Origin of the sequence: Citrobacter sp. RHBSTW-01013 (assembly GCF_013781985.1) — a bacterium.
GTDB classification, from domain to species: domain Bacteria; phylum Pseudomonadota; class Gammaproteobacteria; order Enterobacterales; family Enterobacteriaceae; genus Citrobacter; species Citrobacter braakii.
Genome location: NZ_CP056185.1, coordinates 2,041,925 through 2,067,607, shown reverse-complemented (window position 1 = coordinate 2,067,607; position 25,683 = coordinate 2,041,925). Strand labels below are relative to the sequence as shown.

Here is a 25,683-nt window from a genome sequence, read left to right as displayed (position 1 = left end):
CCTCTCAGTTAATTTATTGTTATAAATAAAACATATTATTCACATTCATTTTCACCCTGCCATCCTGAGCATTGATGAAAGTCGTAATTGAACATAACAAAAGTCTCCCATTCTTGGGAGACTTTTTGGGCAGTTCAGGATACCGGATCACGAAAACAGTTTTTACTTTTCAAAAATAAACTTCTTCTGTGAAGCTATCTCTCATTTTCGTCCAGCTTACACGTATTACACGGTAAATTTTTGCCAATCAAATAACGATAAATTGCTGCACCCGCGCACGCGCCGATGATAGGGGCCACAATCGGTACAATGAAATAAGGGATATCACGCCCACCGGTCATCGCAACATCTCCCCACCCGGCCATCCAGGTAAACAATTTAGGGCCAAAATCACGCGCCGGATTCATCGCAAATCCGGTGAGCGGACCGGTGGATGCGCCGATAACAGCAACCAGAATACCAATCAGCAGTGGTGCCAACGGACCTTTAGGCACACCGTTACCGTCGTCAGTCAGCGCCATGATCATCCCCATAAGAATGGAGGTAATCACCACTTCGACCAACGCTGCCTGCCAGACGCTGAGCGCCGCCGCAGGATAAGTACTAAAAATACTGGCAAGGTGCAAGCTTTCCAGACTGCCGCGCACCATCTGGTGGGCCGACTCATACTCGGTAAACAGACTGCCGTAGAGCAAATAAGCCAGCAAAGCGCCACCAAAGGCCCCCGCGACCTGCGCCACAGTGTAAGGTAATACTTTGCGCCCCGGAAAACAGGCAAACAGCCACAGTGCGATGGTGATAGCAGGGTTGAGATGCGCGCCAGAAATCCCGGCCGTCAGGTAGACTGCAAGCGAGATCCCCAGTCCCCAAATGATGCAGATCTCCCACAATCCCAGGCTGGCACCTGCGACTTTCAGAGCGCTCAGGCAGCCAATACCAAAAAACAAAAACAGCCCGGTACCCAAAAACTCAGCAATGCATTGCGCTTTTAGTGAATCGTTCATTGTGACACCTTCTAAGCAGAGTTCGTGTCTTTACCAGCGGACTCCTTACTGGCAAGTAGAATACTTCGAGGCTTACTATAAAAGGCCGTATCAGCAAATTGTTGGCATTCTGCGGATAGCTTGCCCTTTAAAATCGTGGCGCAATAGCAAATTCTTGCTACGCACTTTATTAAAACATTAGAGACAATCGGGATTTCGCGTATTACACGGACATTTTCAAAACAATAAAATATTGCTATTAGCAGAAATCCGTTTTCAAACCACCATCACAATTTCATTTTTTTCGCATAGCAAATGATATTTATAATGTCACCAGAAAAAGTGTAAATGTGGAGCTAGCATAACTAAATAATCATATTAATGAAACTTAATATACCCATTAAAAACAACAAGTTAAAATAATTAATAGCAATTTTATATCACCTTACCTCTATTATTTTTTCACTCTCAATTTCAAGTCAGCCATTCTTTTTCCTCGCTTCTTTTTATAGTCATGAACATCGGGACAACCCAGGCGAGGTCTTTATGCAACAAGAAGCGTTAGGAATGGTAGAAACCAAAGGCTTGACTGCAGCCATAGAGGCCGCAGATGCAATGGTGAAGTCAGCCAATGTAATGCTGGTCGGCTACGAAAAAATTGGTTCGGGGCTGGTAACAGTCATTGTCCGCGGCGATGTTGGCGCAGTCAAAGCAGCAACAGATGCAGGTGCCGCCGCAGCACGTAATGTGGGAGAAGTGAAAGCCGTACACGTCATCCCACGCCCTCACACCGATGTAGAAAAAATCTTACCGAAGGGAATTAGCTAATGAGCAGCAATGAGCTGGTTGATCAGATCATGGCGCAGGTGATTGCTCGCGTGGCAACGCCGGAACAGCAGGCTATCCCTGAAAATAATCCTCCAACACGAGAAACGGCTATGGCAGAGAAAAGCTGCAGTTTAACGGAGTTTGTCGGTACTGCGATTGGCGACACCGTCGGTCTGGTAATCGCCAACGTGGACAGCGCCCTACTGGACGCAATGAAACTTGAAAAACGGTATCGCTCCATTGGCATCCTTGGCGCGCGTACTGGTGCAGGCCCGCACATCATGGCCGCAGATGAAGCGGTAAAAGCCACCAATACTGAAGTCGTCAGTATTGAGTTGCCACGTGATACCAAAGGCGGCGCGGGTCACGGTTCGCTGATTATTCTCGGTGGCAACGATGTTTCCGACGTGAAACGCGGAATTGAGGTTGCGCTGAAAGAACTGGATCGCACCTTTGGCGATGTGTATGCCAACGAAGCCGGTCACATCGAAATGCAATACACCGCACGCGCCAGCTACGCGCTGGAAAAAGCCTTTGGTGCACCGATTGGCCGTGCCTGTGGCGTGATCGTCGGCGCCCCGGCATCCGTTGGTGTCCTGATGGCTGATACTGCGCTGAAATCCGCCAACGTGGAAGTTGTGGCCTACAGCTCCCCTGCCCATGGCACCAGCTTCAGTAACGAAGCCATTCTGGTCATTTCAGGCGATTCCGGCGCTGTGCGTCAGGCCGTTATCTCCGCCCGCGAAATCGGTAAAACCGTACTCGGGACCCTCGGCTCAGAACCGAAAAACGATCGTCCGTCCTACATCTGATATCAGTGAGGCTGATTCATGAGATCGAAAAGATTTGAAGCACTGGCGAAGCGCCCTGTGAATCAGGATGGCTTCGTTAAGGAGTGGATCGAAGAAGGCTTCATTGCGATGGAAAGCCCGAACGACCCTAAACCGTCGATTAAAATCATCAACGGTACAGTCACAGAACTGGACGGCAAATCCGCCAGTGAATTTGACTTAATTGACCATTTCATTGCCCGCTATGGCATTAACCTGGCGCGCGCTGAAGAAGTCATGGCGATGGACTCAGTAAAACTTGCCAATATGCTTTGCGACCCTAACGTGAAGCGCAAAGACATTGTGCCGCTGACCACCGCAATGACCCCGGCAAAAATTGTCGAAGTGGTGTCCCATATGAACGTCGTTGAGATGATGATGGCCATGCAGAAAATGCGTGCTCGTCGTACACCGTCTCAGCAGGCGCACGTCACTAACGTTAAAGATAATCCGGTGCAGATTGCCGCTGATGCGGCTGAAGGCGCCTGGCGCGGATTTGACGAACAGGAAACGACGGTTGCCGTTGCGCGTTATGCACCCTTTAACGCCATTGCGCTGTTAGTCGGCTCACAGGTTGGGCGCCCTGGCGTATTAACCCAGTGCTCGCTGGAAGAAGCGACCGAACTTAAACTCGGTATGTTAGGCCACACCTGTTACGCGGAAACCATCTCTGTCTATGGTACTGAACCCGTCTTTACCGACGGCGATGACACGCCATGGTCGAAAGGTTTCCTCGCCTCTTCCTACGCCTCACGCGGTCTGAAAATGCGCTTTACCTCCGGTTCTGGCTCAGAAGTTCAGATGGGTTACGCCGAAGGTAAATCGATGCTTTACCTTGAAGCCCGCTGTATTTACATCACCAAAGCCGCTGGCGTACAGGGTTTACAAAATGGTTCAGTAAGCTGCATCGGCGTGCCTTCCGCTGTGCCATCAGGCATTCGTGCGGTGTTAGCTGAAAACCTGATCTGTTCCTCCCTGGATCTGGAGTGTGCCTCCAGTAACGACCAAACCTTTACCCACTCGGATATGCGTCGTACTGCCCGCCTGCTGATGCAGTTCCTGCCGGGTACTGACTTCATCTCTTCCGGTTATTCCGCTGTACCGAACTACGACAACATGTTTGCGGGCTCGAACGAGGATGCCGAAGATTTTGACGACTACAACGTTCTCCAGCGAGACCTCAAGGTAGATGGGGGTCTGCGTCCGGTTCGTGAAGAAGACGTTATCGCCATTCGTAATAAAGCGGCACGTGCACTGCAGGCCGTCTTTGCCGGGATGGGATTACCGCCAATCACTGATGAAGAAGTGGAAGCGGCGACTTACGCCCACGGTTCGAAAGATATGCCGGAGCGAAACATCGTTGAAGATATCAAGTTTGCGCAAGAGATCATCAATAAAAACCGTAACGGTCTGGAAGTGGTGAAAGCCCTTGCTCAGGGCGGGTTTACCGATGTCGCTCAGGACATGCTCAACATCCAGAAAGCCAAGTTAACCGGGGATTATCTGCATACCTCCGCCATTATCGTTGGCGACGGACAGGTGCTATCCGCAGTAAATGACGTCAATGACTATGCCGGTCCGGCAACAGGTTATCGCCTACAAGGCGAACGCTGGGAAGAGATCAAAAACATCCCTGGCGCACTTGATCCCAACGAACTTGGCTAAGGGGTGAAAAATGGAAATCAATGAAAAGCTGCTGCGCCAGATAATTGAAGACGTACTGTCTGAAATGCAAACCAGCGACAAACCCGTCTCATTCCGCGCATCGACAGCGGCTAGCGCACCACAGGCTGCAGCGGCGCAGGGCGACAGCTTTCTGACCGAGATTGGCGAAGCCAAACAAGGCCAGCAGCAGGACGAAGTGATTATTGCCGTAGGTCCCGCGTTTGGACTGTCGCAAACCGTCAATATCGTAGGGATCCCGCATAAGAACATCTTGCGCGAAGTGATTGCGGGTATTGAAGAAGAAGGCATTAAAGCGCGCGTTATCCGCTGCTTTAAATCCTCCGATGTGGCATTTGTCGCCGTGGAAGGTAACCGTCTGAGCGGTTCCGGGATCTCTATCGGCATCCAGTCAAAAGGCACCACGGTTATCCACCAGCAGGGGTTACCGCCGCTTTCTAACCTGGAGCTGTTCCCTCAGGCACCGCTTCTGACGCTGGAAACCTATCGTCAGATCGGTAAAAACGCCGCGCGTTATGCCAAGCGTGAATCTCCGCAACCGGTCCCTACTCTGAATGACCAGATGGCTCGTCCTAAGTACCAGGCGAAATCGGCCATTCTGCACATTAAAGAGACCAAATACGTCGTGACGGGCAAAAACCCGCAGGAACTGCGCGTGGCGCTTTGATAAAGGATAACTCCATGAATACCGACGCAATTGAATCGATGGTTCGGGATGTGCTGAGCCGGATGAACAGCCTGCAAGGCGAGCCCGCGACGCCGGTCGCGGCGAGTTCATCAGCACATACCGCGAAAGTCACGGATTACCCTCTCGCGAATAAACATCCTGAGTGGGTAAAAACCGCAACCAACAAAACTCTGGATGACTTCACGCTCGAAAATGTTCTGAGCAACAAAGTGACGGCGCAGGACATGCGCATCACCCCTGAAACGCTGCGCCTTCAGGCGGAAATCGCCAAAGATGCCGGACGTGACAGACTGGCGATGAACTTCGAGCGCGCCGCTGAGCTAACCGCTGTACCTGACGATCGCATTCTTGAGATCTACAACGCGCTGCGCCCATACCGCTCAACGAAAGATGAGCTGATGGCCATCGCCGACGATCTCGAAAATCGTTATCAGGCAAAGATCTGTGCAGCTTTCGTTCGTGAAGCGGCAGCGCTGTACGTTGAGCGTAAAAAACTCAAAGGCGACGACTAACTCAGGGACAGGATCATGCGATATATAGCTGGCATTGACATAGGCAACTCATCAACGGAAGTCGCTCTGGCTACCCTCGATGAGTCTGGCGCACTGAGCATCACCGGCAGCGCGCTGGCAGAAACCACCGGAATTAAAGGCACATTACGTAATGTGTTTGGTATTCAGGAGGCACTTTCGCTGGCAGCAAAAAATGCCGGTATCAATGTCAGCGATATTTCGCTAATCCGTATTAACGAAGCCACCCCGGTCATTGGCGACGTCGCGATGGAAACGATAACCGAAACCATCATCACTGAATCCACCATGATCGGCCATAACCCTAAAACGCCGGGCGGCGTCGGATTAGGCGTTGGCGTCACTATTACGCCGGAAGACCTGCTCAGCCGTCCGGCGGATACGCCCTATATTCTGGTGGTGTCATCGGCATTTGATTTCGCCGATGTCGCCACGATGATTAATGCCTCCGTCCGCGCCGGATACCAGTTAACTGGCGTTATTTTGCAGCAGGACGATGGCGTGTTGGTCAGTAATCGTCTGACCCACCCCTTGCCTATCGTCGATGAAGTCCTTCATATCGACCGCATCCCGTTAGGTATGCTGGCTGCCATTGAGGTCGCGATTCCAGGAAAAGTCATTGAAACGCTTTCTAACCCTTACGGGATTGCGACCGTTTTTGGCCTCAACGCCGACGAGACTAAAAACATTGTCCCGATGGCGCGGGCGCTGATCGGCAACCGTTCTGCCGTGGTCGTGAAAACACCGTCAGGTGATGTGAAAGCACGAGCCATTCCTGCCGGAAATCTGGAGCTACAGTCGCAGGGTCGTACCGTACGGGTCGACGTTGCAGCTGGCGCTGAAGCGATTATGAAAGCGGTTGGTGAATGCCCGAAACTGGATAACGTCACCGGAGAGGCTGGGACCAATATTGGCGGCATGCTGGAGCATGTGCGCCAGACAATGGCTGAATTAACTAACAAACCCAGCCACGAAATTTTTATTCAGGACCTGCTGGCAGTCGATACCTCGGTTCCCGTCAGCGTGACCGGCGGGCTAGCCGGTGAGTTCTCGCTGGAACAAGCTGTCGGCATTGCTTCCATGGTGAAATCAGACCGCCTGCAAATGGCGATGATTGCTCAGGAAATCACGCAAAAGCTCAACATTGACGTCCAGGTTGGCGGCGCCGAAGCCGAAGCTGCCATTCTGGGGGCCTTAACCACCCCCGGCACGACGCGGCCACTGGCTATTCTGGACCTCGGTGCAGGATCGACCGATGCCTCCATCATCAACCCGAAAGGCGAAATTATTGCCACGCACCTGGCGGGTGCGGGCGATATGGTCACGATGATTATTGCCCGTGAACTGGGGCTGGAAGACCGTTATCTCGCTGAAGAGATCAAAAAGTACCCGCTGGCGAAAGTCGAGAGCTTGTTCCATCTTCGCCACGAAGATGGCAGCGTCCAGTTCTTCCCTACACCTCTCCCGCCAACGGTTTTTGCCCGCGTATGCGTAGTAAAACCCGATGAACTGGTGCCACTGCCAGGCGAACTGGCGCTGGAGAAAGTCCGGGCCATTCGCCGCAGCGCTAAGGAACGCGTTTTCGTCACCAACGCACTCAGAGCGCTACGTCAGGTGAGTCCGACCGGGAACATTCGGGATATTCCCTTTGTGGTGCTGGTTGGCGGCTCATCCCTGGACTTTGAAGTTCCGCAACTGGTCACCGATGCGCTGGCACACTATCGCCTGGTTGCCGGGCGCGGCAACATTCGTGGCACCGAAGGTCCGCGCAACGCGGTCGCGACAGGGCTGATTCTCTCCTGGTACAAGGCATTCGCTCATGGAAAGTAATCTCACCACGCCAGCCATCGTTATCTTCGCCACTGCTGGATGCACTGACGTCTGGAGTGATGTGCTGCTGGGTATTGAAGAAGAAGGGATCCCCTTTGTGATTCAGGAGAGCTCGTCAACTGACGTTATCCACAACGCATGGCTGGCGGCTTGCCACTCGCCGCTGCTGGTTGGCATTGGCTGTAGTCGCGAAAAACTGGTCGTGCACTATAAAAACTTACCCACATCAGCGCCACTATTTACGCTGACGTATCAACAAGATAACCATGCCCGACGCAGCATTGGTAATAACGCTGCGCGGCTGGTTAAAGGCATTCCATTTCGGGAATGCCACTCATAACCCACAGGAGAAAAGCAGTATGAATAACGCACTGGGACTGGTTGAAACAAAAGGGCTCGTCGGCGCTATTGAAGCCGCTGATGCCATGGTGAAATCCGCAAACGTGCAGTTGGTTGGTTACGAAAAAATCGGCTCAGGCCTTATCACCGTTATGGTTCGCGGCGATGTCGGCGCAGTGAAAGCTGCCGTAGATGCAGGAAGCGCTGCAGCAAGCGCCGTTGGCGAGGTGAAATCCTGCCACGTTATCCCACGTCCGCACAGCGACGTTGAAGCCATTTTACCTAAATCCGCATAAGTCGTTGCAACCAAGGAGCACAGCGTGAAGCAATCACTGGGATTACTTGAAGTTAGTGGTCTGGCATTAGCCATCAGTTGCGCGGACGTCATGGCGAAAGCCGCCTCCATCACGCTGGTGGGCCTCGAAAAAACCAACGGTTCAGGCTGGATGGTGATCAAGATAATCGGGGATGTGGCCTCCGTCCAGGCGGCCATTTCCACCGGTGTCAGTTTCGCTGACCAGCGAGATGGACTGGTGGCTCACAAAGTCATATCCAGACCAGGGGATGGAATTCTGTCACATAGCGTCACCCCGGAGTCTGAGCCAGCGCCCGCCCCGACACCGGTCGTACCACATGAAGAGATGACAGAGGATCATGCAGCGCCCGAAGCGCCGCAAGATGCAGAGTTGATTAGCTGCAATCTGTGTCTTGACCCTGCCTGCCCCCGTCAAAAAGGCGAGCCGCGCTCTCTTTGTCTGCACTCAGGCAAACGAGGTGAAGCGTGATGGATAAACAGCAACTTGAGACAACGGTCACCAAAGTTCTGGATGAAATGCGTGAGCGCCCTATTCCGCTAGGGATCTCTAATCGTCATATTCATCTATGCGCTGAAGATTACGACCGCTTGTTTCCCAATCACCCTATTAGTGAGAAAAAAGAGCTGCTGCAGCCCGGACAATATGCAGCAGACCAGACCGTCACGCTGGTGGGACCAAAAGGTCAGTTAAAAAATGTGCGCTTACTCGGCCCACTGCGTAGCACCAGTCAGGTCGAAATTTCTCGTACCGACGCTCGTACGTTGGGAATTGCTGCTCCACTACGGATGTCAGGCAGTATCGAGGGCACGCCAGGCGTTCGCCTTATCAGTCCATTTGCTGAACTGGACTTAGCATCCGGGGTAATCGTCGCCCAACGCCATATCCATATGTCGCCGCTCGATGCCCTAATCCTGCGCGTTTCCCATGGCGATAAAGTCTCTGTTGCCATTAATGGCGATGAACGTCGACTGATTTTCGATAACGTCGCCGTACGCGTTTCGCCGGATATGCGCCTTGAGATGCATATCGATACCGACGAAGCCAATGCTGCGGGCGCAGATAATCCGCAGGCATTTGCCACACTGGTGAGCCCACGATGAACAACGAACTGCTGCAACGCATTATCGAGGAGGTTGTTTCCCGATTAAAAAAACGCGCGGAAAGCACGCTCTCGCTTAGCGTCGCGCAGTTACGGGAAATCGAACCACGGACATTGTGCTGCCAGTACTCGTCGCTCCACCTCCTGCAGGCGGACCTGCCATTGCTGGAGCAAATTGCCGAGGGCTGCGCGGACAACATGTCGGTGGTAACGATCCACGAAGCGCTGGCATGCGGAGTCCGCGTGAAAATTTCACTACAACACCGATTGTTACCCGCAATCCCCGTTAGAAAACTTGCGCGTCTGCCTCTGGAGTTCAGTGACGAGCTGGGGCGAATCATCGTTTTGCATCCTGACAAACTTCTCAGCTATGCCGACGTCGCCCAACTGAAGGGGGGCGTTCTGGTGCTACGTCGTCGATGTGTCGTGACGGCTCTGGCTCAGGACGCCGTCGGTACGCGAAATATCCAATTAATTAAGCAGGAGTGAGCTATGCATCTGGCACGGGTTACAGGCGTTGTGGTTTCCACGCAAAAATCCCCATCACTGGTGGGGAAGAAACTGTTGCTGGTACGTCGGGTGAGTGCGGACGGAGAACTTCCCGCGTCCCCTGTGAGTGGAGATGAAGTCGCGGTTGATTCTGTCGGCGCTGGAACTGGAGAACTGGTATTACTCAGCAGTGGCTCCAGCGCCAGACACGTTTTTTCCGGCCCTAATGAGGCCATCGATCTGGCTATCGTCGGCATTGTCGACACGCTTTCTCGTTAGGAGGAACTATGGCGATTTATACCCGCACTGGCGATGCCGGCACAACGGCCCTCTTTACCGGGCAACGCGTGAGCAAAACGCACCCGCGCGTCGAGGCTTACGGTACGCTGGACGAACTTAATGCGGCGCTTAGCCTGTGTGTTTGCGCAGCGAAAAACCCGCAGCACCGCCAGTTACTCGAAAACATTCAACTGCAGCTTTTTTGGTTCAGCGCCGAGCTGGCAAGCGAAAGCGAACAGCCAGCGCCAGAGCAGCGCTACATCAGCTCAGAAGAAATTGCCGCGCTGGAAGCCGCCATTGATAACGCGATGGGGAGAGTGCCCCCCCTACGCAGTTTTATTTTACCTGGCCGCAGCGAAGCCGCCAGCCGTCTGCACTTTGCCCGCACGCTGGCCCGCCGTGCAGAGAGGCGACTGGTCGAACTCTCTACCGAGATTTCCGTCAGACACGTGCTGATGCGTTATATCAATCGCCTCTCCGACTGCTTATATGCGCTTGCACGAGCAGAAGATCATGACGCCCATCAAAACAACATTATTCAGAAAGTGGCGGAGCGTTATCTCGCAGCCGTCCGTACATCAGCCACCAGGGAGCCGGCTATGTCTCTGTCTTTTCAGGAACTCCACCAACTCACTCGCGCTGCGGTAACGAGAGCAGAAGAACTTCAGGTTCCGGTCGTCATCAGCATTGTTGATGCGAATGGGACCCAAACGGTGACCTGGCGCATGCCTGACGCATTACTCGTCAGTAGCGAACTGGCACCGAAAAAAGCCTGGACCGCCGTGGCAATGAAAACCGCCACGCACGAGCTGACATCGGCAGTGCAGCCAGGCGCCGCGCTTTACGGTCTGGAAAGCCATATGCAGGGAAAAGTCGTCACCTTCGGTGGCGGGTACGCATTATGGCGTGAGGGGTTACTCCTTGGGGGTCTTGGCATCAGCGGGGGAAGCGTTGAGCAGGATATGGACATTGCAGAAACTGCCATTGCGGCAATTAACGTGAGAATACATCAATGAACACTTCAGAACTTGAAACCCTTATTCGTAACATTTTGAGTGAGCAACTTGCCCCGGCAAAAGCAGAAGTTAAGGGTAATGGAATTTTTCCGTCCGTTAGCGAAGCGATCGATGCCGCTCATCAGGCTTTTCTGCGTTATCAGCAATGTCCATTGAAAACCCGCAGCGCCATCATTAACGCCCTGCGAGAAGAGCTGACGCCTCACCTTGCTTCATTGGCTGCTGAAAGCGCTGCCGAAACGGGAATGGGCAACAAAGAGGATAAGTTCCTTAAAAATAAAGCTGCGTTGGACAATACCCCGGGCATCGAAGATCTCACCACCACGGCGCTTACCGGCGACGGCGGCATGGTGTTATTCGAGTATTCACCCTTTGGCGTGATTGGTTCCGTCGCCCCCAGTACCAACCCGACTGAAACCATTATTAACAACAGCATCAGTATGCTGGCTGCGGGAAATAGCGTTTATTTTAGCCCACATCCAGGTGCAAAAGCGGTCTCACTGAAGCTGATTACCATGATTGAAGATATTGCTTTTCGCTGCTGCGGGATTCGGAATCTTGTCGTCACGGTCACAGAACCCACTTTTGAGGCTACCCAGCAGATGATGGCGCACCCTAAAATCGCAGTTCTGGCGATTACCGGTGGTCCAGGCATTGTTGCTATGGGCATGAAAAGCGGGAAAAAAGTCATTGGCGCAGGCGCAGGCAATCCTCCCTGCATTGTTGATGAAACAGCCGACCTGGTTAAGGCGGCGGAAGATATCATCAATGGCGCATCCTTTGATTACAACCTCCCCTGCATTGCTGAGAAGAGCCTCATTGTTGTTGATGCCGTTGCCGAACGACTGGTTCAACAAATGCAGTCTTTTGGCGCGATGCGACTCAATAGCGAAGAGGTAGACAAACTGCGCGCAGTTTGTCTACCAGAAGGAATAGCCAATAAACAACTGGTAGGGAAAAGCCCGGCAACCTTACTGGAAGCCGCGGGAATACCGGTTCCGGCAAAAGCACCTCGATTACTGATAGGTATCGTCAAGGCTGACGACCCATGGGTTACCAGCGAGCAACTGATGCCAATGCTCCCCATCGTAACGGTGAGCGATTTTGACAGCGCGTTAACGTTGGCCCTGAAGGTTGAAGAGGGATTGCATCACACCGCCATTATGCATTCGCAAAATGTGTCACGTCTGAACCTTGCCGCGCGCACGCTTCAGACCTCCATTTTTGTGAAAAATGGCCCCTCTTATGCTGGGATTGGCGTTGGTGGTGAAGGCTTTACCACCTTCACCATTGCAACGCCGACCGGCGAAGGAACGACATCTGCGCGCACTTTCGCACGCTCTCGTCGTTGCGTGCTGACAAACGGTTTTTCTATTCGCTAATGGGGCCGTTATGAAAAGCTTTTCACTGCAAACTCGATTGTACAGCGGCCAGGGAAGCCTGGATGTGCTTAAGCGCTTCACGAATAAGCATATCTGGATTATCTGCGATGGTTTTCTCGCGCGTTCTCCCCTGATTGAAAAGCTGCGCGACGCGCTGCCAGCGGATAACCGCATCAGCATTTTCAGCGATATCACCCCCGATCCCACCATTAGCACGGTAGTACAAGGGATTGCGCAAATGCAGTCCCTACAACCGGACATCGTAATTGGTTTTGGCGGTGGCTCTGCATTGGACGCCGCAAAAGCCATCGTCTGGTTCAGCCGACAGTTCGGTATTGAGATTGAAACCTGCGTTGCAATTCCCACCACCAGCGGCACGGGATCGGAGGTGACCAGCGCCTGCGTGATTAGCGATCCGGATAAAGGCATTAAGTATCCATTATTTAATAATGCGCTTTATCCGGACATGGCCATCCTTGATCCGACGCTGGTCGTCAGCGTTCCACCAGCCATAACCGCGAATACCGGCATGGACGTATTAACGCATGCGCTGGAGGCTTACGTGTCCACGAAAGCCAGCGACTTCACCGATGCGCTGGCTGAAAAAGCGGCACAAATTGTCTTCCAGTACCTGCCTGTCGCCGTCAGCAAAGGCGACTGCCTGGCAACCAGAGGAAAAATGCACAACGCGTCAACGCTCGCGGGAATGGCATTCAGTCAGGCTGGTCTGGGTATCAATCATGCGATTGCCCATCAGTTAGGCGGCCAGTTTCATCTGCCCCACGGACTTGCCAATGCGCTGCTGCTGACCCATGTCATTCATTTTAATGCCCATGATCCGCGGGCCGCGAAGCGCTATGCCCGTTTCGCTAAAGCCTGCCACCTATGCCCGGATAACGCGAACGATACGGCGGCACTGAATGCGCTAATTCGTCATATAGAGCTACTCAAAAAACAGTGTGCGTTACCTTCTTTTGCTGACGCGCTTAAAGACGGAAAGCAAGCCTGGTCACAACGTATACCGTCGATGGTTCAGGCCGCGCTGGCTGATGTCACGCTGCAAACCAATCCTCGTGTTGCCGACGCCAGCGCCATGCAGGAACTGCTTGAGGAATTATTATGAAGACAGCCATGACGGCAGAGTCCACGCTTTATGATGCGCAGACAATTCGCGAACGCGTTCGCGCAGCGGGTGTTGTCGGGGCCGGAGGCGCAGGCTTTCCTGCTCACGTAAAATTACAGGCGCAGGTCGATACGTTTCTGGTCAATGCGGCAGAATGTGAGCCGATGCTGAAAGTTGACCAGCAATTGATGGCCGTTCAGGCTGAGCGACTTATCCGCGGCGTTCAATATGCCATGACGGCTACCGGGGCCAGGGCCGGTATTATTGCGCTCAAAGAGAAATATCAAAAGGCTATCAATGCGTTAACGCCCCTTTTGCCTGCCGGGATCCGCTTACATATTTTGCCTGATGTCTACCCGGCTGGTGACGAAGTTTTGACCATCTGGATGGCAACGGGCCGGAGAGTTCCGCCTGCCGCGCTGCCGGTCAGCGTCGGCGTGGTGGTCAATAACGTCCAGACTGTACTCAACATCGCCAGAGCCGTTGAGCAGCAGTATCCGGTTACGCGCCGTACCCTGACCGTTAACGGCGCGGTCGCCAGACCAATCACTCTTACCGTCCCTATCGGAATGTCTTTACGTGAGGTTCTGGCGTTGGCCGGTGGTGTTACCGTTGACGATCCCGGTTTTATTAACGGTGGTCCGATGATGGGCGGCCTGATTACCTCACTGGATACCCCAGTCAGCAAGACCACCGGGGGACTGCTGGTTTTACCAAAGTCTCATGCGTTGATTCAGCGGCGGATGCAGGATGAACGCACCGTGCTTTCCGTCGCAAAAACCGTTTGCGAGCAGTGTCGTTTGTGTACGGATTTGTGCCCAAGGCATTTGATCGGCCATGAATTATCGCCGCACCTGCTGGTTCGCGCGGTTAATTATCAGCAGGCGGCCACACCGCAGTTACTGCTCACGGCCCTGACCTGTTCAGAATGCAATGTATGTGAAAGCGTAGCCTGTCCGGTTGGGATTTCACCGATGCGAATTAACCGCATGCTTAAACGCGAGCTACGGGCGCTCAACCATCGTTATGAAGGGCCGTTAAATCCTGAGGATGAAATGGCGAAGTATCGGCTTATTCCGGTGAAGCGCCTTATTACCAAACTGGGCCTTAGCGACTGGTATCACGATGCGCCACTGACTGAGACTGATTATCCCACGGATAAAACGACGCTGTTGCTACGCCAGCATATTGGTGCCAGCGCCATCCCATGTGTACAGCAGGGCGAACACGTTGTTCGCGGTCAATGCGTTGCCGATGTGCCGTCCGGTGCATTAGGCGCACCTGTCCACGCCAGTATTGACGGTATTGTCAGCGAAATTACTGAGCAATCCATCACGGTAATAAGAGGTTAATCATGTCTCAGGCTATAGGGATTTTAGAACTCACCAGCATTGCCAAAGGAATGGAAGCTGGCGATGCCATGTTAAAAAGCGCGAATGTGAATTTACTGGTCAGCAAGACCATCTGCCCGGGCAAATTTCTGCTCATGCTCGGTGGTGACGTAGGCGCAGTACAACAGGCGATCGCCACCGGAACTTCTCTTGCTGGCGATATGCTCGTTGATAGTCTGGTACTACCCAACATTCACGCCAGCGTACTTCCTGCGATCAGTGGACTTAACAGCGTGGATAAGCGTCAGGCCGTTGGCATTGTTGAAACATGGAGCGTTGCGGCCTGCATCTGCGCCGCCGACCGTGCGGTTAAAGCCTCCAATGTCACGCTGGTACGCGTCCATATGGCATTTGGTATTGGCGGCAAGTGCTACATGGTTGTCGCTGGCGATGTGTCTGATGTGAATAACGCAGTGACAGTTGCCAGTGAAAGTGCGGGTGAAAAAGGTCTGTTGGTTTACCGTTCGGTCATCCCTCGTCCGCATGAAAGCATGTGGCGACAGATGGTGGAGGGATAATGGAAAGACAACCCACCACGGATCGTATGATTCAGGAATATGTTCCTGGCAAGCAGGTTACGTTGGCGCATCTTATCGCTAATCCGGGTAAAGATTTGTTCAAGAAACTGGGATTACCAGAGTCGGTTTCCGCAATCGGTATTCTGACGATTACCCCCAGCGAAGCCTCAATCATCGCCTGTGATATCGCCACGAAATCCGGGGCGGTAGAGATTGGTTTTCTCGACCGTTTTACCGGCGCTGTGGTACTGACGGGCGATGTTTCCGCCGTTGAGTACGCGCTGAAACAGGTAACCCGGACGCTGGGTGAAATGATGCGTTTTACCGCCTGTCCCATCACCCGGACATAATCTCATGAAACGCATAATGCTAATTGGCCCCAGCCAGTGCGGTAAAACGTCACTCACGCAGTGCATGCGGGGAGAGGCGCTTCACTATCAGAAGACCCAGGCCATTGTCTGGTCTCCCACAACGATAGACACACCGGGTGAATATCTCGAAAACCGCTGCCTGTACAGCGCGCTGCTGGCCAGCGCCTGTGAAGCAGACATCATCGCGCTGGTTCTCAATGCTGACGCGCCGTGGTCACCTTTTTCTCCAGGTTTTACTGGCCCGATGAACCGACCCGTTATCGGCCTCGTCACCAAAGCCGATTTAGCCAGCCCGCAGCGTATTTCTCTCGTGGAGAGTTGGTTAGTTCAGGCTGGCGCGCAAAAAGTATTTGTCACCAGCGCACTGGAGAATACCGGGGTCGATGAGATGTTCATTTTTCTGAATGCAAAGGAACCTTCATGTCTCACAAAATAATGGCCATTAATGCAGGTAGTTCCTCGCTTAAGTTTCAGCTCCTGGCGATGCCGCAGGGTGAAATGATTTGCCAGGGACTGATCGAGCGTATCGGTATGTCTGATGCGCAGGTCACCCTAAAAGCACCAGCACAAAAATGGCAGGAGACTTTGCCCGTAGCCGATCACCGTGAAGCAGTAACGCTGCTACTGGAAAAACTGCTCAGCCACAATATTATCAGCAGTCTGGAAGAGATCGACGGCGTTGGCCATCGCGTCGCACACGGTGGAGAATCCTTCAAAGATTCCGCGCGGGTAACTGATGAAACACTGGTGGAAATCGAACGCCTTGCGGAACTGGCACCGCTTCATAACCCGGTTAATGCGTTGGGGATTGCGATATTTCGCCAGCTACTGCCGAAAACGCCAGCCGTTGCGGTTTTTGACACGGCTTTTCATCAGACCCTTGATGAGCCTTCTTTCATCTATCCCCTGCCCTGGCGCTACTACTCAGAGCTCGGTATTCGTCGTTATGGTTTTCATGGTACCAGCCACAAGTATGTCAGCGCTCAGCTTGCTGAAAAGCTGGGCGTGCCGCTCAGCGCCCTGCGGGTTGTTTGTTGTCATCTGGGCAACGGCAGCAGCATCTGCGCTATCAAAGGCGGACATTCGGTGAATACCTCCATGGGTTTTACGCCGCAGTCTGGCGTAATGATGGGCACGCGAAGTGGCGATATTGATCCATCCATTCTGCCGTGGATTGCCCTGCGTGAAGGCAAAACCCCGCAGCAGCTCAACCAATTGCTCAACAATGAGTCCGGATTACTCGGAGTTTCTGGTGTTTCACCCGACTACCGGGACGTTGAACATGCCGCAGATACGGGCAATCACCAGGCAGCACTGGCGTTGACGCTTTTTGCCGAGCGGATTCGCGCCACTATTGGCAGCTATATTATGCAGATGGGCGGTCTGGATGCGCTGGTGTTTACCGGGGGAATTGGTGAAAATTCAGCGCGTGCTCGCGCCGCGATTTGCCACAACCTGAATTTCTTAGGTCTGGCCGTTGATGAAGAAAAAAATCAGCGTAACGCCACCTTTATTCAAACGGAAAATGCGGTGGTTAAAGTGGCGGTGATTAATACCAATGAAGAGCTGATGATAGCCCAGGACGTTATGCGTTTAGCGATATCAGAAACTGTGACATTGGGCATTCCCGCCTGATATTGCCGCACCGCAAATTGCGGCAAATCATGGTAATAGCGCGATCGCCATGACACTATGCGCCGAGGATTGCTGAACACAAAGGTGAAGACGTGGCTGTTGCGCAATGTCCCGCATCGTGCGGAGAACTTATCCAGGGCTGGATTCTGGGGAGTGAGAAACTGGTCTCCTGCCCGGTCGAATGGTATAGCACCGTTGAGGTCACTTCAGGCTCACCGCTGACAGATGAACGTCCACTTTCTCGGGCAATGGTTAACAGGTTATTACAGCACTGGCAGTACCCGGCGCATCTCAGTCAGGATATCCGGATAGATGTTCAGTCAACCATTCCCATCGCGAAAGGAATGGCCAGCAGCACTGCGGATATTGCCGCCACGGCCATCGCCGCAGCGCATTATCTGGGTCATCAACTGGACGAGCCAACACTGGCACAGCTTTGCGTTTCTCTGGAGCCAACCGACAGCACCGTTTTTCGTAAGCTAACCCTTTTCGATCATAACAACGCTTCCACGCAAATTGGTTGTGAAGCTCAGCCTCAACTCGATCTGCTGGTTCTCGAAAGCCCTGAAACATTGCGTACCGCGGATTATCACCGTATTCCACGTCATTCCGGCTTGCAGGCAGGAGCTGCGGCCCTCCAACGGGCATGGGAAAAAGTACAGGAAGCCTGTATTAGCCAAAATCCTTACCGGTTGGGAGAAGCGGCTACGCTTAGCGCAATCGCCAGCCAACTGCTGTTACCAAAGCCGGATTTTGATTCACTATTAGCACTGGTGGAAGAATGTGATTTATACGGCGTCAACGTCGCGCACAGCGGCAGCGTAGTCGGACTGATGCTGGACAGAAATCGTCATGATGTGGATTACATTAAATGGATGCTGACGCAGAAAAAACTTACTATTCACTGGCCAGAACAGCATTTGTTACGCATGGTAACGGGCGGGGTCGAACTGCAATAAGGGTCGCCGCACGGCAGCGACCCGAACAAGCATAAAATCGTTACTCGGCTTTCGCTTCGCCGTTTTTCACTTCGCCCATGGCTTTCAGCTTTTTAGAGATATCGCGGCGTTCTTTAGAGATCTCGGCGTTTTTGATGATGTAGTCATCAACACGATCTTCATAATCGCTTTTCATGCTGGCAATGATGCCCTGAATCGCTTCCACGCTCATACCAGGCTTGATGTAGTCGCTCAGGTTGTCCAACAGCAGAACGCGTTTCTGGTTGTCACGGATCTTTTTCTCAACGTCCTGGATTTCACGTTGCAGTTTGTTTTTACGACGGAACAGACGAACAAATTCCAGCACGTCCTGGAAAGAAGGCTTGGTAGTTTCCATTTTTACACCCCTGATAATGTGAGATTCGGATTCGTTAAAACAACGGCTAAAGTGGGTCAACATTACTTTCATGCCCGCCATACTTCAAGTTGCATCTGCATCGACAATGCATGGTTGAAACCTGAGTTATCGAGGGTAAAGCCATTGCAGTTACCAATGGTTTTAGCCTTTTTCAGTATCATACCTCTAATCTTTGCTGAATCGAAGCAGCAGTAGAACCAATCCCCTCATCTGCTCTTTATTTGCGCAGTGCGCGACAGATTAAATGTGAGAGTAACTCCAGCTGTCGAGCCATCTCCATGTTCAACCAAACGTAGCCGTGAATGGGTGTTTCTGCGACATTATCGCCTTTATGCTCAGCAATAAGCTGACGCAGCTCTGCCACGGTGTCATTGAGCTTTTCCGTATTGGCAAGCACCGGCTGCGGATTACCTTCATACAAGGCGTGGGTTATTGTCAGTAGTGCCTGCTGGGTCCTGAGCTGAGTTTCACGCAGAGTATGCGCATTCAACATGACAAAGTGGCTGGTACGGCTGGTCCACAGCGCATTAATTTGCAGCTCGAGCATGCAGACCAGATTGCGATTCACCGTCTGAATAGCCTCAAAGATCGACTTTTGAATGCGGGTTTCCTTGCTGGCAGGAGCGATGAGCCCACGCATTTTGACAACGTCGCTCAACAGTTGTTTTAAATGCTTTTCCAGCCGCGGTTGCTCGAGCAGATTGGGGGATAGCGCGGCCTGATACACCCGATTGTACCCCGTGACACAATGCGCCAGTTGGATACGCCAGTGTATAAATGCCCGCTGCGGCCAGATGCCGGTAAACAGCATCGCCAGTAACGACCCCAGAATAACATCACCACCGCGCCATAACGCGGTATTCATATCTCCGGCAGGCGCACCCACGACCACGGCAAGCGTTATGCCAATCAGCAGCGCCTGGTACGGCCTTTTACCCAGCGCCAGCCAGCCGCAGAGAAACATCGCTACCGCGCACCATATCAGCATTAACGGCAGCGAGAAGAGTTCCAGACGCAGGGCAACCAGTCCCAGGACCGAGCCCAGGATCGTGCCGCCTATACGTTCAAAGGCCCTGGGAACAACGTTACCCCAAAAAGATATTGGCCCCATAATCACCACCAGCGTGATCAGAGGCCATGTACCTTCGGGAATGTTTAACAGGCGTACCAACAGAAAAGTAAGGAGAAACGCCAGCGCAATGCGAATACCATGCACCACACGATAATGACGATACAAACGAATTTCAAAAGGACTCAGCGATTTGTCTGCACGCACTCATCCACTCCGTCAGGGAATAGCAAAGAAGCGAATTGTACCTGTTTTTAGCGTGAAAAGATCATCCTGATTTACCCCCAAAACAGTTACTTCGTCTGCACTGGCACGTACATTTCAATGTCCCAGTAACCGTCCTCCATGCCATTGTTCATATAAACTTCAAAGCAGGGTTTAGCGGCTATCGTATAAGTTGTATCCTGCAACAGGCGCTCGAAGAACTGATACCAAGGCGTCGCAAAATCGTGATTCTCAACGCGCGCAACGGCGACAGCATAGTCGCCACCCGCCAGTTCGGTGAGGATCACCCCTTCGCTGTTTTCCGGGATTTCAAAACCTTCAGGCACAGAAACCACGGTATCACAGCGCAGTTTTTCCGCAGGAACAACATCAGGGTTGTCGTAATAAACAGCAATCCATTCCAAAGGCACAATCTGTTTACCGTCGACCCACTTCATTAATTGCTCAAACCCCTGCTTCACCGTTTGTTCCCACGGTCCAACCATATGGAAACCGGCAATCATGCGTTTTTCGACCAGCTTTATCTCGTACTCCATACAACCTCCACTGTTACACTGTATTTATATACAGTGTAATTTCTGGCTATGTCGGCCACAAGGAAATAGTGATTATTATGTGAGCAAATTCGCACTCTTGCCAGTCAGACGCATCAGGAAAAACTACGCCTTGTGGTGGAAATAATCGCTCAGGCGCGAGAAAACGCCGCCTTCGCCGACGGATTCCAGCGTAACCAGAGGCCAATGCGCCACCAGCTTATCCCGATCGTAGAGTTCAATTTCCCCCACACGTTGATGCGCAGCGATGGGAGCAACCAGCTCTTTCTTATCAAGGACATATTTTGCTTTGATGTTAGGGACTTCTGCTTTAGGCAGGGCCATCCAGAAATCCTGCTCGGTTCCGAGGCTGATTTTTTCTTTATCGCCATACCAGATCCGTTCAGTGCCAACCTGCTTACCGCTACGCAAAACCTGCACTGTATCGAAGTTGTGTTGCCCCCATTGCAGCAGTTTACGCGCCTGATCTTCGCGCCCTTTCGCACTCTCCGCACCCATCACCACTGCAATCAGACGGCGCTGACCATCGACGGCGGAAGCAATCAGGTTAAACCCGGCACCGGACGTATGCCCTGTCTTCAGGCCATCTACGTTCATGGTTTTATCCCACAACAAGCCGTTACGGTTTTGCTGTGTGATGCCGTTCCAGGTAAGGCTTTTCTCACTGTACATATGGTAGAAATCCGGTTCCCCGTGGATGATAGCGCGGGACAGCACGGCCAGGTCGTACGCCGAGCTATGCTGACCCGGCGCATCCAGACCATGTACCGTTTCAAAATGGGTGTCCTGCAGGTTCAGTTTTTGCGCATAGTTGTTCATCATCGCGACAAACTGCGGCTGCCCTCCGGCGATGTAATCCGCCAGTGCCACGCAGGCATCATTACCGGAATCAACAATTAACCCACGACTGAGGTCGCGTACCGAAACACGATCCCCTTCTTTCAGGAACATCAAGGATGAACCGACAAATACCGGATTATCTTTTGCCCATGCATCGCGCCCGACGGTCACAATATCTGTCGGACTAATACGCTTGCTGTCAATTGCGCGATCGACAACATAGCCAGTCATCAGTTTCGTCAGGCTGGCAGGATTGCGCTGCTGGTGTTCATTACCGGCTGTCAGGATTTGGCCCGTGGTGTAATCCATTAACACCCATGCCCCGGCAGTAATCGCTGGAGGTTGTGGGGCGAAGCTCACGGCATCGCTCGCCCAGGCGGGCGAAAAACTCATCGTTAATAGTGAAGCGGCAATAAACAAACGGCGTTTCAACAGCATGTCCTCAGGAAAGGGAGAAATAGCCGTTCTTTTTACGGAAGTTCTGTCGAACAAACATGGATAAATTGCAAGAAAATGTGACATAAGGCACATTTTCTTGCTATCAGGAAAGGGTTTCAGAGACAAACCTCGCCGGAGCTACCCTTTACGCGGCGCGGTCTCTGCATGATGACTGCGATGGCGGTGATAACCATCGATCATACTGCGAAAAATTTGCCCCGGTGTGTCACCCAGCGTGCACAGGTAAATATGCGCGCAGATGAACAGTAAGCCCACAATCGCTAACGCCATATGCAGCACCAGCATCACCGGCCCCGCCCCTACCACCTGCGGGTAGAGACATAGCAACCCGGTGATGATCAGTAGTGGAACCAGTGCGTACATGATGGCCAGGTAGGCCAGCTGTTGCAGCGGGTTAAATTTGTCCTCTGCCGTTGCGGCAAACGGGTGCGGCTCACCTTTCATAATGCCATACAGATAAAAGCGTGTTTGCAGCAGGCAGCGTGATATCAACCCGCTAAATTTCACGCGATAATGGCAGCCGTTGCCGCTGGTTGCGTTTATTAACACAAAGCCAATCCAGAAGGCCAGCAATGCGAAGCCACACCAGGTATGTACCTGCACCATTAAGGCCACCGGTCCGACAGAAAAGTGGCCAAACAAGCCGCTCAGCAGAAGCAGGATAAAGAGCAGTGCATTACCCCAGTGCCAGCGGCGGACCGCCAGCGAATAGAGGTAGTCCCGATGCTCTTCCCCGGTTGCCGTTTTAGGCGCCAGCATCCGACGTAACAGCGCGTGCGTGACCAGACCCGCAATCATCAGCACAATAATAACGCCTGCATAAATGAGCCACAGCGGCCAGTAGTCCGGCGCATAGTTAAGCTCTGCTCCCCAGATAGAATTCATACATTACCCTCCTGATGGATCTCTTTACGCCGATAGACACTTACCGGGCCGCTACGCGTATCTTGCTGGCGATAAACCTCTTTTTGATTAATCCAGTGCTGAATTTCCGGGTCATCGCGACGACCAAATTTCAGCGCATCCGTCGGACAAACGGAAACGCAGGCTGGCGATTGTCCGACCTCCAGGCGAGTATCGGCGCAGAAGTTACATTTGTCGGCAATCCCCGTTTGTGGGTTGAGGTAGCGGACATGGAACGGGCAAGCGGCGACGCAGTAGTCACAACCAATACAGCGAGACTTATCCACTTGCACAATGCCATTTTCGTCACGAAATGAAGCTCCGGTAGGACAGACGCTGACGCACGGCGCATCTTCACAATGCTGACAGGAAACGCGAACAAACTGGAAGTGGGACAGCACCTCGGGTTCATGTTCGGGTGAACGGATCTGCACTTGTAGGCGACTAAATCCCTCCGGCACGTCATTCAATACCTTGCAGGCAACCGTACACGCCTGACAGCCAATACAGCGTTTCTCGTCATGCAGCATGACATAAGGGTTTGTTGATTGATTCATGATGTTCTCCTTTCTCATGCCCGACGAAGCGTGACGCCAGCGGTGTGCACCACCGTACCGGAAACCGGACTGGTAACATGCGGAAGCAAATTACCGCAGTGAATACCGTGCGTCGTCGCCGCGGTTTTGGCTCCCGCCTTGGCGCCAAATCCCATATAAACGAACAGCGTATCGGGTCGTATTCCGGCAGTAACCAGTGCTTTGCCTTTTTCCTTACCGGTCGCATTTTCCAGCCAAATCTCATCGCCGTTTTTGATGCCTTTTTCACGGGCCGTTTGCGGGTGGATCCACACCGCGTTATCCCACATCAGCTCACTCAGCAGTGGTACATATTGCGTCGCGCCGTTGGTATGCACCGCCACTTTTCCCTGAATAAAATAGAGTTCATTGTCGCCTTTGAGGGCAAAATTGCGGGCGCGCGGAATACCGTAGCCAGGCAAAAGTGCTTCCAGCTCTTCAGAGTAGAGTTCAATTTTTCCAGACGGGGATTTAAAGCGCAGTTGCTCGCCATAGGTACCGTCGCCGTCAACCGCCACTGCGCTCGGATAACGCGCAACAAACTGACGCACTACTTCAGGTTCCCGTAGCAGCAGCGGAATCCCCCACTCCCGATATCCTTTCTGACGCAGTTCAGCGGAAAGTGCATGATCGCCATTAAGCTGGTACAACTGCCGCGTCTGCATATCCTGCCAGGGGTAGAACTGCCCAAAGCCTAACTGCACGGCCAGTTCTTTCCAGATTTGCCAGCTCGGACGCGCATCCCCAATCGGCTCTACAACCTGCTGGCGCAGGGCATAGGCCGGATTCAGGCCCGACATGTCAGAGACTTCTTCATCGCGTTCAAGGTAGGTGCATTCGGGTAACAGATAATCGGCATATGCCGCGCTTTCGCTTAAATAGACATCGCAACTGACCACCAGATCGAGTTGTTCGACGGTTTTGACCAGATCAGGCCGACAGGTCACGGTTTGGAAAGGATTGTGGCGGGACATGATCCATCCCTTCACCGGATAGGGTGTCTGGTTTAACACGGCATCGATGATGCTTTGCACCACGCCGCCGCCCGCCGCGATGTACTTGAATTGTGGGGCAACCAAATCGATGCGCTGCGCCGTTGGCTTGGGCAATTTGGCATCAGGTTTTGCCAGCACCGGAGCGACCTTCTCTCCGGCCAGCTTATTGTAGGTCGCCGCGGCTTTTTTCTGGTACAAGCCCCCTTCACGCTCAATATTTCCCAGCAGCGCATTGAGGGTGAAAATCATACGCCGCATATCAATTTCTTCTTGCGAAAACGTCGCGCGATGGCCTGGGCTGACGATAGCATGAGGCGCACAGGCGGCCATTTCGCGGGTGACCCGAACAATAACATCAGCAGGCACATCAGCTTGATTTTGCGCCCATTCCGGCGTGGTCTCTTGTACCGCTTCGGCCAGTTGGTCAAACCCTGTGGTGTAGCGCGCTACGAAGTCCGCGTCATACAGATGTTCATTAATCATGACGTGACACATGGCCATTAACACCGGCAAGTCGCCGCCCGGCTTGAGCGCATGCCATTCATCCGCCTTGCTGGAGAAGACTGACAAACGGGGATCGAAGCTGACCATTTTTGCGCCCTTTTCCTGCGCGGTCATCAGTTCATGCGTTTCGGCAACCTCAATACCTTCATAGAGATTGTGGCCAAAAGAGACCATATAACGGGTATTGGCGATATCCATAGCCAAATCGCCGCCCATCATCACTTTGGCGGCAATCGATTTTCCGGCAGGGCATGTCGACGCATGCGTAAAGGTGTTTGGCGATCCAAATGCCGTTGCCAGCTGAAATAAATGACCCGAAAGCGAACCAGATTTGGAAGAGAATACGACCCCCTGAGGACCATGCTGCGCTTTTATTGCCGTCATTTTTTCGGCAATTTCTTTGTAAGCCTGTTCCCAACTAATAACCTGCCATTCTCCGCTGCCGCGAGGCCCTGTGCGTTTCATGGGTTTGACAATACGGTGCGGGTCGTTGACCAGGCTAACACCACTGCCTCCGCGCGCGCAGACACGCGTGCCTTGTTGAGGCGCATTAGGGTTCCCCTGAATAAAAACCGTCTTGTTATTAATTACCTGTGCCTGTATTGGGCAACGATAAGAACACATTTCGCACAAGCTTGGCGTCAGGGATGTTTTCCCCTTAATGCTCTCTGGAGAATTTCGCGCCAGTGCGCCAGGCGGAAAACTGCCTATCGCGCAGGCCGAGCAACCGATACCCACTCCTCGCAAAAAATTACGCCGACTAATGCTCATATAACCTCCTGTTATTAGATATATCCAATTATTATATGGTGTTTAAATTATTAATTTTTAACCTCACTCACATTTCATTAGAATATAGAGCAGCTAACCGC

General features: G+C 52.7%; 29 protein-coding genes. 21 read left to right on the top strand and 8 right to left on the bottom strand.

The window, feature by feature from the left end; genetic code table 11:
* Positions 1–194: 194 nt before the first annotated feature.
* Positions 195–1,004, bottom strand: a complete 810-nt coding sequence (pduF, locus tag HV350_RS09955) for a propanediol diffusion facilitator PduF (protein ID WP_181630392.1) — start codon at positions 1,002–1,004, stop codon at positions 195–197.
* Between the two features lie 525 nt (positions 1,005–1,529).
* Here pduF and pduA point away from each other — a divergent pair.
* From pduA to HV350_RS09850, 21 genes are all read left to right on the top strand, one after another.
* Complete coding sequence (gene pduA, locus HV350_RS09950) at positions 1,530–1,811, top strand: propanediol utilization microcompartment protein PduA (protein WP_003030255.1); 282 nt, start codon at positions 1,530–1,532, stop codon at positions 1,809–1,811.
* Entirely contained in the window at positions 1,811–2,623 is an 813-nt protein-coding gene (pduB, locus tag HV350_RS09945; protein ID WP_016153528.1) for a propanediol utilization microcompartment protein PduB, read from the top strand. Before pduA ends, pduB begins: the two co-directional genes overlap by 1 nt.
* 18 nt (positions 2,624–2,641) lie before the next feature.
* Positions 2,642–4,306: a propanediol dehydratase large subunit PduC gene (gene pduC, locus HV350_RS09940; RefSeq protein ID WP_111465408.1), complete on the top strand. Its 1,665-nt coding sequence runs from the start codon at positions 2,642–2,644 to the stop codon at positions 4,304–4,306.
* Positions 4,307–4,316: 10 nt separating this feature from the next.
* Positions 4,317–4,991, top strand: a complete 675-nt coding sequence (gene pduD / locus HV350_RS09935; protein ID WP_003844241.1) for a propanediol dehydratase medium subunit PduD — start codon at positions 4,317–4,319, stop codon at positions 4,989–4,991.
* Between the two features lie 14 nt (positions 4,992–5,005).
* Complete coding sequence (gene pduE / locus HV350_RS09930; RefSeq protein ID WP_049040279.1) at positions 5,006–5,524, top strand: propanediol dehydratase small subunit PduE; 519 nt, start codon at positions 5,006–5,008, stop codon at positions 5,522–5,524.
* A gap of 15 nt (positions 5,525–5,539) precedes the next feature.
* A complete protein-coding gene (locus tag HV350_RS09925) occupies positions 5,540–7,372 on the top strand; it encodes a diol dehydratase reactivase subunit alpha (protein ID WP_019077098.1) in 1,833 nt (610 codons plus the stop codon).
* A complete protein-coding gene (locus HV350_RS09920; RefSeq protein ID WP_181630390.1) occupies positions 7,362–7,712 on the top strand; it encodes a glycerol dehydratase reactivase beta/small subunit family protein in 351 nt (116 codons plus the stop codon). The genes HV350_RS09925 and HV350_RS09920 overlap by 11 nt, the downstream gene beginning before the upstream one ends.
* 19 nt (positions 7,713–7,731) lie before the next feature.
* The gene (gene pduJ, locus HV350_RS09915) at positions 7,732–8,007 is read left to right on the top strand and encodes a propanediol utilization microcompartment protein PduJ (RefSeq protein WP_001057752.1); all 276 of its coding nucleotides are present in this window, start codon (positions 7,732–7,734) and stop codon (positions 8,005–8,007) included.
* 24 nt (positions 8,008–8,031) lie between these two features.
* Positions 8,032–8,496, top strand: coding sequence for a BMC domain-containing protein (locus tag HV350_RS09910; RefSeq protein ID WP_049270753.1), 465 nt, complete (start codon positions 8,032–8,034; stop codon positions 8,494–8,496).
* A complete protein-coding gene (locus HV350_RS09905; protein WP_016153533.1) occupies positions 8,496–9,128 on the top strand; it encodes a phosphate propanoyltransferase in 633 nt (210 codons plus the stop codon). Before HV350_RS09910 ends, HV350_RS09905 begins: the two co-directional genes overlap by 1 nt.
* Positions 9,125–9,616, top strand: a complete 492-nt coding sequence (gene pduM / locus HV350_RS09900; protein ID WP_181630389.1) for a microcompartment protein PduM — start codon at positions 9,125–9,127, stop codon at positions 9,614–9,616. Before HV350_RS09905 ends, pduM begins: the two co-directional genes overlap by 4 nt.
* Positions 9,617–9,619: 3 nt before the next feature.
* On the top strand, positions 9,620–9,895 hold the full coding sequence (locus tag HV350_RS09895; protein ID WP_003030211.1) for a EutN/CcmL family microcompartment protein: 276 nt from the start codon (positions 9,620–9,622) through the stop codon (positions 9,893–9,895).
* An 8-nt stretch (positions 9,896–9,903) separates the two neighbouring features.
* Positions 9,904–10,911, top strand: coding sequence for a two-domain cob(I)yrinic acid a,c-diamide adenosyltransferase PduO (pduO, locus tag HV350_RS09890; RefSeq protein WP_181630387.1), 1,008 nt, complete (start codon positions 9,904–9,906; stop codon positions 10,909–10,911).
* On the top strand, positions 10,908–12,293 hold the full coding sequence (gene pduP / locus HV350_RS09885; protein WP_047357934.1) for a CoA-acylating propionaldehyde dehydrogenase PduP: 1,386 nt from the start codon (positions 10,908–10,910) through the stop codon (positions 12,291–12,293). The genes pduO and pduP overlap by 4 nt, the downstream gene beginning before the upstream one ends.
* 10 nt (positions 12,294–12,303) lie before the next feature.
* On the top strand, positions 12,304–13,416 hold the full coding sequence (locus HV350_RS09880) for a 1-propanol dehydrogenase PduQ (RefSeq protein WP_181630385.1): 1,113 nt from the start codon (positions 12,304–12,306) through the stop codon (positions 13,414–13,416).
* Entirely contained in the window at positions 13,413–14,768 is a 1,356-nt protein-coding gene (pduS, locus tag HV350_RS09875; protein ID WP_181599145.1) for a cobalamin reductase PduS, read from the top strand. Before HV350_RS09880 ends, pduS begins: the two co-directional genes overlap by 4 nt.
* A gap of 2 nt (positions 14,769–14,770) precedes the next feature.
* Positions 14,771–15,325, top strand: coding sequence for a propanediol utilization microcompartment protein PduT (gene pduT, locus HV350_RS09870; RefSeq protein ID WP_003030201.1), 555 nt, complete (start codon positions 14,771–14,773; stop codon positions 15,323–15,325).
* Positions 15,325–15,675, top strand: coding sequence for a propanediol utilization microcompartment protein PduU (gene pduU / locus HV350_RS09865; RefSeq protein WP_016156881.1), 351 nt, complete (start codon positions 15,325–15,327; stop codon positions 15,673–15,675). Before pduT ends, pduU begins: the two co-directional genes overlap by 1 nt.
* 4 nt (positions 15,676–15,679) lie before the next feature.
* The gene (pduV, locus tag HV350_RS09860; RefSeq protein WP_049270742.1) at positions 15,680–16,132 is read left to right on the top strand and encodes a propanediol utilization protein PduV; all 453 of its coding nucleotides are present in this window, start codon (positions 15,680–15,682) and stop codon (positions 16,130–16,132) included.
* Positions 16,117–17,331, top strand: coding sequence for an acetate/propionate family kinase (locus HV350_RS09855; RefSeq protein ID WP_046275681.1), 1,215 nt, complete (start codon positions 16,117–16,119; stop codon positions 17,329–17,331). Before pduV ends, HV350_RS09855 begins: the two co-directional genes overlap by 16 nt.
* Positions 17,332–17,423: 92 nt before the next feature.
* On the top strand, positions 17,424–18,290 hold the full coding sequence (locus HV350_RS09850) for an L-threonine kinase (RefSeq protein ID WP_104651488.1): 867 nt from the start codon (positions 17,424–17,426) through the stop codon (positions 18,288–18,290).
* 40 nt (positions 18,291–18,330) lie between these two features.
* Here HV350_RS09850 and HV350_RS09845 read toward each other — a convergent pair whose 3' ends face one another.
* From HV350_RS09845 to phsA, 7 genes are all read right to left on the bottom strand, one after another.
* Positions 18,331–18,666 carry a DUF496 family protein gene (locus HV350_RS09845; protein WP_003834176.1) on the bottom strand — a complete coding sequence of 112 codons (336 nt, stop codon included), beginning with the start codon at positions 18,664–18,666 and terminating at the stop codon, positions 18,331–18,333.
* Between the two features lie 238 nt (positions 18,667–18,904).
* Positions 18,905–19,963 carry an FUSC family protein gene (locus HV350_RS09840; protein ID WP_169330003.1) on the bottom strand — a complete coding sequence of 353 codons (1,059 nt, stop codon included), beginning with the start codon at positions 19,961–19,963 and terminating at the stop codon, positions 18,905–18,907.
* Between the two features lie 86 nt (positions 19,964–20,049).
* Positions 20,050–20,517, bottom strand: coding sequence for a DNA gyrase inhibitor SbmC (gene sbmC / locus HV350_RS09835; RefSeq protein WP_016156886.1), 468 nt, complete (start codon positions 20,515–20,517; stop codon positions 20,050–20,052).
* Between the two features lie 123 nt (positions 20,518–20,640).
* Positions 20,641–21,813: a serine-type D-Ala-D-Ala carboxypeptidase DacD gene (gene dacD, locus HV350_RS09830; protein WP_032931656.1), complete on the bottom strand. Its 1,173-nt coding sequence runs from the start codon at positions 21,811–21,813 to the stop codon at positions 20,641–20,643.
* A 138-nt stretch (positions 21,814–21,951) separates the two neighbouring features.
* Positions 21,952–22,719, bottom strand: a complete 768-nt coding sequence (phsC, locus tag HV350_RS09825; RefSeq protein ID WP_032319018.1) for a thiosulfate reductase cytochrome B subunit — start codon at positions 22,717–22,719, stop codon at positions 21,952–21,954.
* Complete coding sequence (phsB, locus tag HV350_RS09820) at positions 22,716–23,294, bottom strand: thiosulfate reductase electron transport protein PhsB (protein WP_016153548.1); 579 nt, start codon at positions 23,292–23,294, stop codon at positions 22,716–22,718. The genes phsC and phsB overlap by 4 nt, the downstream gene beginning before the upstream one ends.
* Positions 23,295–23,308: 14 nt before the next feature.
* Positions 23,309–25,582, bottom strand: a complete 2,274-nt coding sequence (gene phsA, locus HV350_RS09815) for a thiosulfate reductase PhsA (protein WP_169330001.1) — start codon at positions 25,580–25,582, stop codon at positions 23,309–23,311.
* Positions 25,583–25,683 lie beyond the last annotated feature (101 nt).